This is a genomic window from Nonomuraea endophytica (assembly GCF_014203235.1).
Taxonomy (GTDB): Bacteria; Actinomycetota; Actinomycetes; order Streptosporangiales; family Streptosporangiaceae; genus Nonomuraea; species Nonomuraea endophytica.
The window spans coordinates 493,378-506,166 of record NZ_JACHIN010000001.1; the positions used below are offsets into that span (position 1 = coordinate 493,378).

Here is a 12,789-nt window from a genome sequence, read left to right on the forward strand (position 1 = left end):
GCTAGCGGCCGAAGACTCGGTTCACCACCCGCGCCGCCGCGCCGCCGTCGTCGAGCTCGCAGAACCGCTCACGGAAGCCCCGGTGAGCCGCCGCGTAGTCGGCCGTGACGCCGTCGAGGTCGGCCAGCGCCCCGATCAGCGCCTCGGAGTCGCGCACCAGCGGCCCCGGCGCCCCCGCCTCCAGGTCGAAGTAGAACCCGCGCAGCTCGTCGCGGTAGCGCTCCAGGTCGTAGGTGAAGAAGACCATGGGCTTGCCGGTGACCGCGAAGTCGAACATCACCGAGGAGTAGTCGGTGACCAGCGCGTCGGCGGCCAGGTAGAGCTCGGCGACGTCGGGGTGGCGGGTCACGTCCACCACGAACCCGTCGCTGGCCGGGATCCCGGCGGTGACGTTGCTGTGCCCGCGCACCAGCAGCACCGTGTCATCGCCCAGCTCTGCCCTGGCCCGGTCCAGGTCGACGCGCAGGTCGAAGCGGTAGCGGCCGTGCGCGTGCTCGTCGTCGCGCCAGGTCGGCGCGTAGAGCACGGCCCGCTTGCCGTCGGGCACGCCCAGCGCCCTGCGCACCGCCCTGCCGCGCTCGTCGGCGCCGGGCGCGAGCAGCGCGTCGTTGCGCGGGTAGCCGCACTCGACGACCTCGCCCTCGAAGCGGAAGGCCCTGCGCATGATGGGCGTGCTGAAGGCGTTGGGCGAGATCAGAAGGTCCCACTGGCGCACGTCGGCGGCGAAGCGCTCCAGGTAGGCGGCGCCCTCCGCGCTGAGCACGGCGTCCATGTCGAACCCGATGCGCTTCAGCGGCGTGCCGTGCCAGGTCTGCGTGTAGACCTGCCCCGGCCGCTTGCTGAACCAGGCGGGCAGCGTGCTGTTGGCCACGATGTAGCGGGCCGTGGCCAGCGCCTCGACGTGCTCCCTGCTGTCACGCACCACCGACCGCGCCCCCACCGGTACGGCGAAGCGCCCCTCCCTGCGCACCCAGACGAGGTCGAGACCGCTCCCGGCCAGGGCTTCGAAGATGGCCCGCGGGCTGTCGGAGCACTGCTTGCCCTCCCAGCTGTCGAACACGACGCACTCGCGCACCGGCTCCCGGCGCAGCGCCGGATACACCTCCTGCTCCAGCACGCGGCGGGCGTACCGGCCGCGTTCGTCGTCGGCCAGCGCCTGCCTGATGTTGAGCAGGAGCGCGCCGGAGTCGGCCGAGCGCGGCGCGTACTCCAGGTCGTCGTGCACGCGGGCGGCGGGCAGCGGTGCGGCGCCGTCGGTGACGACCGGGCCGCCGTGGTCGTCGAGGAGTTCCCAGGCGCCGGGCAGCATGCCGGCCGGGTTCAGCACGGCGCGGAAACAGTCGCCGTCCCACGTGACCTCGAACGGGTGGGCGTCGCCCTCGATCCGCCGACCGGCCCGCAGCCCGGCCGGGCCGCCGAAGTGGTGCCCGGTGACGACCAGTTCGCCGGCGGCCGTCCAGTGGGCTTCGGCCAGGACGGGGCGGTGGGGGCGCAGGACGAGGTCGGCGGAGCCGTACCCGGTCTGGGTGAGGACCGCCTCCTGCTCGCCGACGCGCACGCGGACGGGCGGCAGGTCGTCGGCGGCGAGCGGGAGTTGTTCCTCGCTCGCCTCGAAGGACAGGCTCCAGCGGCTGTCCTCGCCCTCCCACAGCATGGGGTCGGCGAGCGGGCTCCTCGGCGGGTCGGCGAGCTCGGCGGCGGGGATCGTCACGGTGAAGGTCTGGTGGCGCTCGTCCTCGGGGGTGAAGGTGGCCAGGCGGCGTAGCTCGGCCCCGTCGCGCCGCCTGGTGAGCACGAGGGCGGGCGGTTCCGCGCTGGCCAGGCGCCTGATCCAGCCTTCGACGAGCAGCCCGTCCACGGTCGGACGGCAGGTGGTGACGACCGCCTTCGGCTTGCGGACCCGGATCTGGAAACGTCCCGACTCGGTGAAGAGCGGGCGGACCCAGCAGCGCTCGCCCACGGCGCGGGCGGCCGGGCGGCGCTCGGCGACGTCGGGCGACAGGCCGGCGAGGCCTTCCCTGGCCTGTCCCCCGGCGGTGACGGCTACGCGAAGCTCCCAGGTGCCGGGAGCCCAGCGGTCTCCTGTCTTCAGCACGGACGCGGGCACCTCGGCCGTGAAGCCCGACCAGTCGAGGCAGACGTGCGACTGCCCGGAGGCGGCGGTGACGTCGGGCCGCCGCTCGCGCGCGAGCTTGAGCGTGACCCGGGTGCCGGAGCGGGTGTCCTGCAGCCACGCGCGCAGCCCGTCACGCTCGGCCATCTCCAGCCGTTCGATGTAGGCGTGGCCGCGGATGCGCAGGGTCTCGCCGTGCCAGGCGGCCGCGTCGACCTTGGCCCGCAGCGACAGGTCGCGCTCGGCGCGCAGGAGCGGCTCGGGCACCCGTCCGCCGGCCTCGGGCAGGTCGTGCAGCAGGCGGCGGCGCAGCAGGCCCCGGCGCACGATGCCGGCGGGCTCCTTGGCGCGGCGCTCGGCCTGCAGCGCCCTGAGCAGCGCGTCCAGGTCACCGTCGGCGGCCAGCGAGTACTTCGCGCGGTGGGCGGGGCTGAGCTCGGCGATGACGGCCGCGTCCACCGTGTTCAGGTATCCGGCGGCGAGGTCGAGCAAGGTGACTCGGTCCTCGGGAGAGGCGGCGGGCAGCGCCTCGATCACCCGCCGGACGTCGCCGATGAGGACGGTCCGGTCGAAGGCGTTCTTCAGCTCGGGCGCCTCGGCGGCGAAGAAGCCGGCCACCTCGTGCAGGCCGCCGACCCGGCTGCGGAGGTTGGTCAGGTCGCCGTCGCGCTGGGTGATGGACGGCGCGCCGGCCCCGTCGCGCCGGCGGTAGTAGTAGACGACGTCCCTGACCACGTCGGCGGTCCCGGCCGCGACGTGGGCGCGCATGGTGACCGGCACGTCCTCGTACAGGCCCGGCGGGAAGGCGAAACCGTGCGCGTCCCAGAAGGTCCGGCGGAACACCTTGTTCCACGCCGAGCGGTCCCACAGCAGGCGGTTGTCCCTGCGCACGTGGGTGCGCAGGCGGTCGGCGTGGAACAGCCCGCGCGGCAGCCACGAGCGGTGCACGCCGTTCGCGCCGAACGTGCGCACGTCGCCGGAGGCCAGGTCGGAGCCGGTGCTCTCCAGCGAGCTGACGAGCAGGTCGTAGGCCTGGGGCGGCAGGAGGTCGTCGCTGTCGGCGAAGGCGAGGTACTGACCGGCGGCCTGGCGCGCCCCGGTGTTGCGCGCCGGCCCGAGCCCCTGGTTCTCCTGCTGGATCAGGCGGAAACGGGGGTCGCGGGCGGCGTACTCCTTGGCGATGACGGCGCTGCCGTCGGGCGAGCCGTCGTCGACCATGACGACCTCGATGCCGGTCAGCGTCTGCCGGGCGAGCGACTCCAGGCAGGGCCGGAGGTATCGCTCCACGTTGTAGAAGGGGACGACAATACTGATCTTCGGGCAACCCATGGGTCCAGCATCCTGAGGACGTACCGGGCGTGGCGCCGGCATCGCGATCAGCCGGGGCTCCCGTTGCCGAGATTTGGCGTCTCAGCCGAGAATCCGGTCCACCGCCCTGGCGGCGGCCTGTCCGTCGTCCAGGGGGCAGTACTTCTCCAGGAAGGCCGCGTCGTAGCCGATCTCGGCCGCCCTGACCGCCGCGACCAGTTCCCCCGTGGTGGCGGCCACCGGGCCCGGCGTGCCGTCGGCGTAGTCGAGGTAGAGGCCGCGTACGTGGTCGCGGTAGTTGGCCAGGTCGGGCGCGAAGAACACCATGGGCCGGCCGGTCACCGCGAAGTCGAACAGCGCGGCCGAGTAGTCGGTGACGAACACGTCGGCCAGGCCCAGCAGGTGGGCCATCTCCGGGTAGGCGCTGACGTCGATCGCGAAGCCGGGCTCGCCGAGCGGCTGCATGGCGTCCGCGGCTTTGGAGTGGGCGCGGACCAGGAGCACGTGGTCATCGCCCAGCCCTTCGCGCATCTCGGCCAGGTCCGGCATGAGGTTCATCCGGTAGAGGTCGCCCCGGCCGATCTCGTCGTCACGCCACGTGGGCGCGTACAGGATGGTCTTCTTGCCCGGCGGGACGCCGAGCCGCTCCCTCAGGCCCTCGGCGGGCGGGCGGCGCAGCTGGTCGTTGCGGGGCTGGCCGACCTCGGCGATCTCGCCCCGGTAGCCGAAGGCGCGGCGGAAGACCTCGCTGCAGTACGGGCTGGGCGACAGCAGCAGGTCCCACCTGGCGACGTCGTCGGCCAGGCGCCTGGCGTAGTCGACGGCGGCCGGGAACGTGTGCCGCCTGGCGTCGAACCCGATCGTCTTCAGCGGGGTCCCGTGCCAGGTCTGGACGTACTTCTGGCCCTCGCGGGCGACGAACCACTCGGGCGCGCAGTCGTTGGAGACGATGAGCGCCGCCCTGGCCAGCGCCTCGACGTGCGCGGCGCTGCCGCTGAGCACGGTGCGCGCGCCGGGGGGCGGCTCGAACCGGCCGTCCGCGGTGACCCAGACGCACTCCCGCGCGTCGCCCCTGCGGCGCAGCTCCTCGTAGATCGCGCGGGGGTTGTCGGAGTATTGGCGGCCCTCCCAGGACTCGAAGACCGCGAGGTCGAGGACGGGCAGGGCGCGCAGGCGCGGATAGTCCTTCTCCAGGGCCCGCTGCAGCGCCGCCTTGCCCGTGGCCGCGACGGCGCGGACCCGCAGCTCGGCCGTGTCCTCCGCGTCCGACTGCAGGCGCAGGTCGTGCGCGCCCACGGTGACCTCGGCCCCCGCCTCGCGCAGCGCGCTGTTGGTGAGGCCGACCGCGGCCCGGCCGGCGTCGGTCGCCGCCGTGAGCTGCCAGGTTCCCGGGGCCAGCGGGAGGCTCTGCCCGAAGACCGGCATGGCGTCCGGGTCGAGCTCCACGGTGAAGTTCTGGCCCTCCCACGTCACCGGCAGCTCGTGGACGCCGCCGCCACCGGTGCGTTCCAGCCGGAAGCCTTCTGGCCTGGCCGTACCCCGGTAGTGGCCGCGCAGCGTGAGCGAGCGCGCGTCACTCCATTCGGCGGACAGTACGGCGGGCCGCCGCTCCCTGCTCGTCGCGGTCAGCGCGCCGGTCCTGGTGGCGCTCAGCCAGCGCTCGCCGCCGGGGGTGGCGCCGGAGCCGTCGGCCCAGTGCTCGGCTGCGAAGATCTTGAAGCGCTCCTTGCCGCTCTCCAGCCACACCGCGCCGGAGAATCCGGCGTCGTGCGGGATGAGGACGCGGAAGCCGGTCCCGTCCTTGCCGCGCTCGAACTCCACCGGCAGCCGCGTCGTGGTGTCGGCCGCGGTCAGCTCCCCCGTACGGACCGCGGTGAAGACGCGGCCCCGCAGTTCGAGCCCGCCGGGCAGGTCGGCGCAGGACTCGGCCACGACCCGCACCGCCCTGGCCCGCACCACCAGGTGGCCCTTGCTCCTGATGGTCTCGACCTTGGCCGAGCGCGACAGCCAGCGATTGAGCGACTGGGCGGGCAGCACGCGGGCCGGCAGGGCCAGCGGCAGTTCGGCGTGCGCGCGGCCGTTGCGCACCTCCACCTGGACCTCCCAGGTGGTGGCCGAGCTCGCCGGCGTCCACAGTCCGGTCACGTCGAGGTCGGCCTCGAAGCCCGAGTCGTCGTAGACGCCGGGCTCGCAGCCGTGGGCCTCGCTGACGTCCGGCCTGCTCACCCGGCGGACCGGCACCTCCACACGGCGTCCGTCACCGGGCTGCAGCCACAGCCGGATCTTGGAGCCGGCGGTGTCGAGCCCCTCGAAGTACGCGTGCCCGGCGACCCGGAAGCCCGCGCCCGCCTCGCTGACCCGGTCGGCCTGCGCGAGCAGCGTCAGCTCGGCCGGCCGTACGCGGAACAGGCGCGCCGGCACCCCGCCCTTGCGGCGCAGCGGGTGGTCGACGTAGAAGTTGGGCCAGCGGCGCCGGACGGCGAACGCCCGGCCCGTGCGCCGGTGGGTCAGCAGCCGCGTCAGCTCGTCGGCGTCGCGTGTGCGCACCAGGTGGTAGGCGAGCCGCTCCAGCCACGGCAGGGACATGGAGACGCCGCGCGGGATCGCGGCCAGCAGCGGTTCGAGCCGGTCGAAGAGGCGCTCGCGGTAGTCGTCGCAGCGGGCGTCGGCGAACTCGAACGCCTTCAGGAACGGCACCAGGTCGCTCTGCAGCACGTGCTGGTCGTAGAGCGGCAGCAGCGCCTCGTGGTCGCGGCCCAGGAAGGCGCGCATGGTCTCGATCGTGGAGACGCGGTCCTCCAGATGGCCGCGCTCGCGCCGGCTCTGCGTGATCGAGCGAGTTCCGGAGTCGCGCTGACGCCAGTGGTAGACGACGGTGTTCAGCACGTCGACGGTGTCGGCCAGCACGTGCGCGGGGACCGCGACCGGCGTGTCCTCGTAGTAGCCGGCGGGGAAGGCCAGCTCGGCGGCGTCCCAGAACGCGCGCCGGTAGACCTTGTTCCACACGGTCCTGTCGGTCATGAGCACCGGCATGCGGCTGACGTGGGTGCGCTCGACGGTCGCGGCGAACATGTCGGCGTGCAGCGGCGAGCGCCACGTGCTCACCGAGTCGAAGCAGCACACGTTCCCGCAGGCCAGGTCGGAGCCGGTGCGTTCCAGGCTCTCGATCAGCGTGGAATAGGCCTCCGGCGGCACGTAGTCGTCGCCGTCGGCGAAGGCCAGCAGGCGGCCGGTGGCCAGCGCGATGCCGGCGTTGCGGGCCGGTCCCGGGCCGCTGTGCTGCTGCTGGAGCAGCGTGAAGCGGCGGTCGCGGCCCGCGAAGTCCTTGGCGATCACCGGACTGAGGTCGCTTGACCCGTCGTCGACGCAGATCACCTCAAGGTCCGGGAACTCCTGGGCCGCCAGCGAAGACAGGCAGTGCTCCAGGTAGGGCTCGACGTTGTGGAACGGTACGACGACGCTGAGCGCAGGCGTCACGAAGCTTCCTCCCGATTGACGTGCAACCGCATGTCAGCATGGCCAGAAGCGACCCGATCACCGGGTCGCTTGGCGGGGAGGAGAGGAAAAGCAGACGATCTATTGACCTTCGCCGGCCGGTCTCCCCAGCCGCTTGGCGATCACCGCCACCAGGATCGGCAGCAGCATGATCCCGATCATGATGGGCGCCGCCATGTACCTGAACAGCTGCGCCGGGATGGCCGCCGTCACCGCGAGCTGGTGCCCGGCCACGACCGCCGCCAGCACGAGCGCCGCCTGCCTCCTGCCGGCCCAGGCCAGCGCGGCCGCCGCGGCGTAGACCAGGTAGCACCAGGTCGCGCCGCGCCACAGCAGCCACTCGAACTGCTCGGTCAGCGACAGGCCCCTGACGAAGACCGCGGCGTCGTGCAGCGGCTGCGAGAGCGGGCGCGTGGCCAGGATCGGCCGGTACGGGCTGGCCGCCATCGTCTGGCCGGAGGCGCGCCAGCCGTACAGGTCGGCGGGGACGTTGGGCAGGCCGACGAGCACGCGCTCGCCCGGCTGGGCGGGGAAGGCCACCCAGGCCACCGAGCCGCGGCAGAGCCGGGCGGCGGTGACCGCGTCCGGGGCGCGCTTGATCAGCCGCACCCACAGACCGACGAGCTTCTTGTAGAGCCGGTCGGCGCGGGCGACGTCGAAGCCGGGGCGCAGCGTGGTGTCGGCGTTGAGGCAGTTGGCGTTGGACTTCCAGTGCTCCAGGGGCGCGATCTGCGCCATCAGCGCCAGGTCGCGTTCCTTGAAGGCGGCCGGGCGGCGCGCGTAGGTGACCGCGATGTCGGAGTAGGCGGTGGCGTAGCTCAGCCAGGGGCGGACCGGGTCCACGCTCATGGCCGGGTAGGCGTAGGCGGTGACCAGGTAGACGGTCGCCAGGGGGACGGCGGCGGCGCCGGCCAGCCGTACCCGCGCCCCGGGAAGCAGGACGACGGCGAGGGCGAGCGCGATGGCGGCGAACAGGAAGCCGTTGTTGCGCAGCAGGCACAGGACCAGCACTTCCACGCCCAGCGCGACGATCAGCGGCCACGAGCGGCGGCGCAGCGCCAGGCGGCCCAGCGTCGCCGTCATGAGCACCAGGACCAGCGCGAACGGCACGTCCTTCCACACCGTGACCACGAACGTGCCGGTGGCGGGCAGCGCGGCCACCGCGAGTGCGGCGGCCAGGCACCACGCCCACGGGACGCCGAAGTCGCGCACCACGCACGCGAGCACGGCCAGCGTGAGCGCGGCGGCGGCGGCCTGGACGAGGGTGAGCGCGGCCAGGTCGCCGGTCGCGGCCAGCGACAGCCACACCAGCGCGTCGTAGAGGACCGAGTGGTCGGCGCGCCAGTTGCCGGTCGTCACCTGCCACACGTAGGTGATGGAGTCCCAGCTCATCAGGCCGGGATAGAAGGCCGCCCACCACAGCAGGTAGACCACCAGGCAGCCGGTGAAGACGAGGGCGGGCAGCCGGTCGATCCTGGACGGCTTCGCCGCGATCGCGGTCCGCTCAGACGGGGACGCTTGGATGGTAGTCAGGTCGCTCACTCCGATGGCTCACCGCGGGGAAGACCCAGTAGCGGCAGAGGACAAAATTGACGGCCACGCCCACGCCGACCATGGCGGTCTTCGCGACCAGGTAGTGCGTGCCGAGCTCGACCAGCCCGAGCACGCCGACCAGGGTGAGACCGTAATTGACGGCGCACAGCGTGCAGTAGCGCAGGAACTGGCGGCGCATCCGGCCGGGCGCGGCGGCGAAGGACACCGACCTGTTGAGTGCGAAGTTGACGACGAGCGCCAGCAGGAACGCCAGGAGCGTGGCCGGGGCCAGGCCGACGGCCAGGACGCTGTGCAGCAGGTAGAGGGCGCCGAGGTCGACGGTGTAGCTCAGCCCGCCGACCAGCAGGAAGCGCAGCAGGCTCCTGAACGTGGTCATGCTCAGCGGTGCTCGCGGCTGGAAAGGCGCAGCAGGGCGACCTCCTCGGCCAGCGTCCGCGTACGCTCCTCCAGCCGGCCGAGCTCCGAGCTGAGCTGCACGTTCACGCCCAGCAGCACGAGGCTGCCGAGGAAGAACAGCAGGTTCGCCGGCACCTGAACGCCGAGCATCGCGGCGGCCCCGGCCAGCACGTCGGGGAACAACGCGATCACCACGATCACCCCGGCGAGCAGCACCCAGAACGTGGCGTACTTCTCACGCAGCTTCCGGCGGCGCAGCATCTCGAAGACGATCGAGACCGTGACGACGGCGCCGACCAGGCCCAGCATGTAGACGCTCATACTCCGGCCCTCTCCGGAACCTCGGCCGCGGAGACCGGCTCCCAGCGCCTGATCAGCGCCAGGCCCAGCGCCACACCGGCCCTGACCAGGTAGACGAGCGCGCGAAGGCTCGACTGGCTGGCGGTGCCGTACTCGCGGGGCCGCATCTTGACCGGGATCTGCCTGATCACGCAGCCGCTGCGGACCGCGATGACCAGCGACTCCACGGTGTCGCCCAGGTACTCCACCGGGTAGTGGACGGCGAAGATCGCCATCGCCTTCCGGTTGGCGGCCCTGAAGCCGCTGGTCACGTCGGTCAGCTTGGTCCTGGCCAGGCCGGAGACGACCATGGCCAGCAGCCGCATCGCCAGGCGCCTGGCGAACTTCGCGCTCGTGTACGTGCCCGCCCCCGCGAAGCGCGATCCGATCACGATGTCCGCCGACTCCACGGCGGCGACCAGCTTGCCGATGTAGCGCGTGTCGTGCTGGCCGTCGGCGTCGACCTGCAGGGCCACGTCGTAGCCGCGCTCCAGCGCGTAGCGGTAGCCGGCGCGCATGGCGCCGCCGACGCCGAGGTTGTAGGGAAGGCGGAGCACGGCCACGCCGGCCGCTTCCGCCAGCGCCGCGGTGGAGTCCGCGGACCCGTCGTCCACGACCAGGATGTCGGCGTAGCCGCAGGCCCTTTCCAGTTCGCCGATGACCAGCCGGATCGACTGTTCCTCGTTGAACGCAGGAATGATGATCAGTACCCGCATCGCTTCCCCCTCCCTGTCAGGAAGCATGGGCTTCCAGGGCCGCACACGCTGCGCCTCGGCATGGTCCTGGTTCACTCCTTGCCGAGACTTGACGATCGGGCAGCCTGATCGCGACGACGATCCCGCCGGGCAGATCGCGCACGATCGCGAAGTGCCGGGGCGAGAACTGGACCGGGGAGAACTGCGCCGTGCTGCCGTCGGCCAGCACGGGCCGCCACGTCCAGGCGCCCTTGCGCGCCCACAGCACGAAGACGTCGATCCCGCCGAACCTGCTCACCCGCGTGGCCGCGGCGAACCGCTCCGGGTCGGTGATGGCGGCCAGCCGCTGGAGCTCGGCGTACCTGTCGTCCCAGCGCACGACGCTGAGGGCGGCGGTCCTGACCACGGGCAGGTAGCCGGGCCAGGGCAGGTAGGAGTAGAGGCGTTCGTCGACGGCCAGCGTGCGCGGGCGCACGTGCGGGCCGTAGTGCTCGCGTACGGCGCGGCGGATCTCGGCGACGGGGAAGGCCGAGGGCTGCGCCACGCCCAACTGGCGCAATTCCTCACGGCCGGCCTCGCCGGTGACGGGCATCCTGCCGTCGGGCAGCGGCTCGGCGTGCGCCCGCGCGGCGTGCACGCCCTCGGCGTGGGAGGCGGCGGCCGAGCCCACCGGCACCGGCGACCAGGCCCGCCACAGGTAGCTGCCCGACCAGACCACGCAGACGGCCAGCGCCACCTGCGCCCACGGCTTCACCGGCAACTTCGGCACGAGCCAGGTCAGCGACAGCACGCCGGAGGCGAGCAGCAGGCCGTGCAGCAGGTGCATGGAGTGGTGTGCCATCCCGGTGTGCCCGGTGAACACGAAGCCGACGGCGTAGGCGCCCTGGTAGGCGTAGGTGCCGGCGATGAGGAGCGCCATCGGCAGGCCCCACCAGGTCCGGTTGCGCAGCACGACCGCGCCGACCAGGCCGGCGGCCTCGACCGCGCCCAGGAAGGACGGCTGCATGAACGGGAAGGAGGAGGCGGCGACGGCCGGCGTCGCGTACAGGTCCGCGACGTTCTGGCCGCCGGTCGTGGCCACGGTGACCAGGTACGGCGCCACGTACCAGGCCGAGACGGCCAGTCCGATGGCCACGACCCTGGTGAAGTACCACAGCAGGCCCCACCGGTCGGCGCTCTGCCAGAAGGCGGAGACGACCAGGGCCAGCAGGCCGGCTATGCCGTACAGGAAGAAGCCCAGGTAGAGCTGGACGATGAGGCCGAGCAGCAGCCCGGAGGCGAGCCAGTGCATCCGCCCGCCGGGGCGGGCGGCCAGCGTGCCGAGCGCCCAGGGGATGAAGACGGCGAGCGCGAAGACCTCGTAGGCCTTCCACGGGTAGGAGAACGCGACCAGGCTGAAGACGGCGAGCGCCAGCGCGACGGGGGCGGTGGTGGTGCGGCGCCACAGGGCGTAGGCGGCGACGACGGCGGCGGAGGTCCAGACGATCTCCGCTTCGGCCAGCAGTTGCCAGGCGGGGATGCCGGTGAGCGCGGCGGTGCGGCCGATCAGCCAGGGGTAGAGCGGCGGGTACTCGGCGGCGACGCCCTCCACGATGCCGTCGCTGCTGGCCGCGACCACGCTGAACCTGGTGGCCATCGAGGCCATCCTGGCCATGTCGCCGGACAGCCCGTCGAAGCCGAACGGCGTGCCGTGCAGGGCCACGCGCATGGCCAGCGCCGTCCACGCGGCGAACGCGGCGGCGGCGACGTCGTAGACGGCCGGGCGCCGCCACATCAGCGCCACCGCGAGCAGCGGCACGGCCAGCATGAAGCCCACGGCCAGCGGGAACAGGGTGCCGCGCAGCGTGAACGGGTCGGCGCCGGCCAGGGCGGGCACCAGGAGCGCCGGCGGCAGGAGCACCGTGTACACGCCGAAGGCGACCAGCGCCGCCCTCCCTGCCCGGACCGCGGGCTCCGCGGCGGTCGCGACCGGCGAGAGGCGAGGAGTGAGCAGGCGCACGCCCTCGACCCTCTCGCCGATCGGCGGGGGTGCGCGGCGGATTGACCTCCCGACATACCAATGCTGGGGCAATCAATTCCCCCGGCTGTGATTCCGTCGATTCCCTCGATTCCCGTCGCACGATGCGAAAGATGAATATCGGGGATATGCCACACTTGCCGGGGGTTCGTGAAGGGGAGGTGGTGCCCGGTGGTCGGGCGTGGAGTGGCGGTGCTGGCGGTGCTCGTGGCGGGAACGGTCCTTCCCGCGATCCCCGCGCAGGCGGCGAAGGTCAACTGCGCGAAGGCCAAGTGCCTGGCCCTGACGTTCGACGACGGGCCGGGCAAGACGACGCCCGAGCTGCTCAAGGTGCTCAAGAAGGCGAAGGTCAAGGCGACGTTCTTCGTCATGGGCAAGCAGGTGGAGCGGCGGCCGTCCGTGCTGAAGCGGACCGTCGCGGACGGGCACGCGATCGGCAACCACACCTACGGGCACCCGTCGCTGCCCTCGCTCATGGACGAGCAGGTCACGACCGAGCTGCGGTCCACGCAGGAGATCGTCGAGCGGGTGGCGGGGATCACGCCGAAGATGTTCCGCCCGCCGTACGGGCACACCGACGAGCGCATCGTGGAGCTGGCGGCGCAGGAGGGCATGTCGCAGGTCATGTGGACCGGCACCACGCTCGACTGGCAGTCGCGCGACGTCAAGAAGATCAAGGCGGCGGTGCTGAGGCTGGCCAAGCGCAACGGGGTCATCCTCATGCACGAGACCGTCCCGCAGACCGTGCGGGCGATGCCGGAGATCATCAAGGAGCTCAAGAAGCGCGGCTACACACTTGTCACCGTGCCCCAGCTGGCCGGCGGCAAGAAACTGGAACCGGGAATGGTATATCCGTAATGGGCGGGTAGGGT

Annotated in this window: 8 protein-coding genes; 1 reads left to right on the forward strand and 7 read right to left on the reverse strand. The window is 72.5% G+C overall.

Annotated elements, in window-relative coordinates; genetic code table 11:
* Position 1: 1 nt before the first annotated feature.
* The 7 genes from HNR40_RS02210 to HNR40_RS02240 form a co-directional block, all read right to left on the reverse strand.
* Positions 2-3,484: a bifunctional glycosyltransferase/CDP-glycerol:glycerophosphate glycerophosphotransferase gene (locus tag HNR40_RS02210; protein WP_312896155.1), complete on the reverse strand. Its 3,483-nt coding sequence runs from the start codon at positions 3,482-3,484 to the stop codon at positions 2-4.
* Between the two features lie 39 nt (positions 3,485-3,523).
* Positions 3,524-6,898 carry a bifunctional glycosyltransferase/CDP-glycerol:glycerophosphate glycerophosphotransferase gene (locus HNR40_RS57035; protein WP_184957966.1) on the reverse strand — a complete coding sequence of 1,125 codons (3,375 nt, stop codon included), beginning with the start codon at positions 6,896-6,898 and terminating at the stop codon, positions 3,524-3,526.
* Positions 6,899-6,997: 99 nt separating this feature from the next.
* Positions 6,998-8,458 (reverse strand): hypothetical protein, encoded by a 1,461-nt coding sequence (locus HNR40_RS02220; RefSeq protein WP_184957967.1) that lies wholly within the window; start codon positions 8,456-8,458, stop codon positions 6,998-7,000.
* On the reverse strand, positions 8,421-8,846 hold the full coding sequence (locus HNR40_RS02225; RefSeq protein WP_184957968.1) for a GtrA family protein: 426 nt from the start codon (positions 8,844-8,846) through the stop codon (positions 8,421-8,423). Before HNR40_RS02225 ends, HNR40_RS02220 begins: the two co-directional genes overlap by 38 nt.
* A gap of 2 nt (positions 8,847-8,848) precedes the next feature.
* Positions 8,849-9,187, reverse strand: a complete 339-nt coding sequence (locus HNR40_RS02230; protein ID WP_184957969.1) for a DUF2304 domain-containing protein — start codon at positions 9,185-9,187, stop codon at positions 8,849-8,851.
* Complete coding sequence (locus HNR40_RS02235; RefSeq protein ID WP_246508301.1) at positions 9,184-9,921, reverse strand: glycosyltransferase family 2 protein; 738 nt, start codon at positions 9,919-9,921, stop codon at positions 9,184-9,186. Before HNR40_RS02235 ends, HNR40_RS02230 begins: the two co-directional genes overlap by 4 nt.
* Before the next feature lie 16 nt (positions 9,922-9,937).
* On the reverse strand, positions 9,938-11,899 hold the full coding sequence (locus tag HNR40_RS02240; protein ID WP_184957971.1) for an arabinofuranosyltransferase: 1,962 nt from the start codon (positions 11,897-11,899) through the stop codon (positions 9,938-9,940).
* A gap of 189 nt (positions 11,900-12,088) precedes the next feature.
* Here HNR40_RS02240 and HNR40_RS02245 point away from each other — a divergent pair, with 189 nt between their 5' ends.
* Positions 12,089-12,775, forward strand: a complete 687-nt coding sequence (locus HNR40_RS02245; protein ID WP_184957972.1) for a polysaccharide deacetylase family protein — start codon at positions 12,089-12,091, stop codon at positions 12,773-12,775.
* The last annotated feature ends 14 nt before the right edge of the window (positions 12,776-12,789 follow it).

Coding starts and splice junctions, on each gene's coding strand:
- HNR40_RS02235 (WP_246508301.1), bottom strand. CDS start 9,921: ATGCGGGTACTGATCATCATTCCTGCGTTCAACGAGGAACAGTCGATC.
- HNR40_RS02210 (WP_312896155.1), bottom strand. CDS start 3,484: ATGCCGGCGCCACGCCCGGTACGTCCTCAGGATGCTGGACCCATGGGT.
- HNR40_RS02230 (WP_184957969.1), bottom strand. CDS start 9,187: ATGAGCGTCTACATGCTGGGCCTGGTCGGCGCCGTCGTCACGGTCTCG.
- HNR40_RS02225 (WP_184957968.1), bottom strand. CDS start 8,846: ATGACCACGTTCAGGAGCCTGCTGCGCTTCCTGCTGGTCGGCGGGCTG.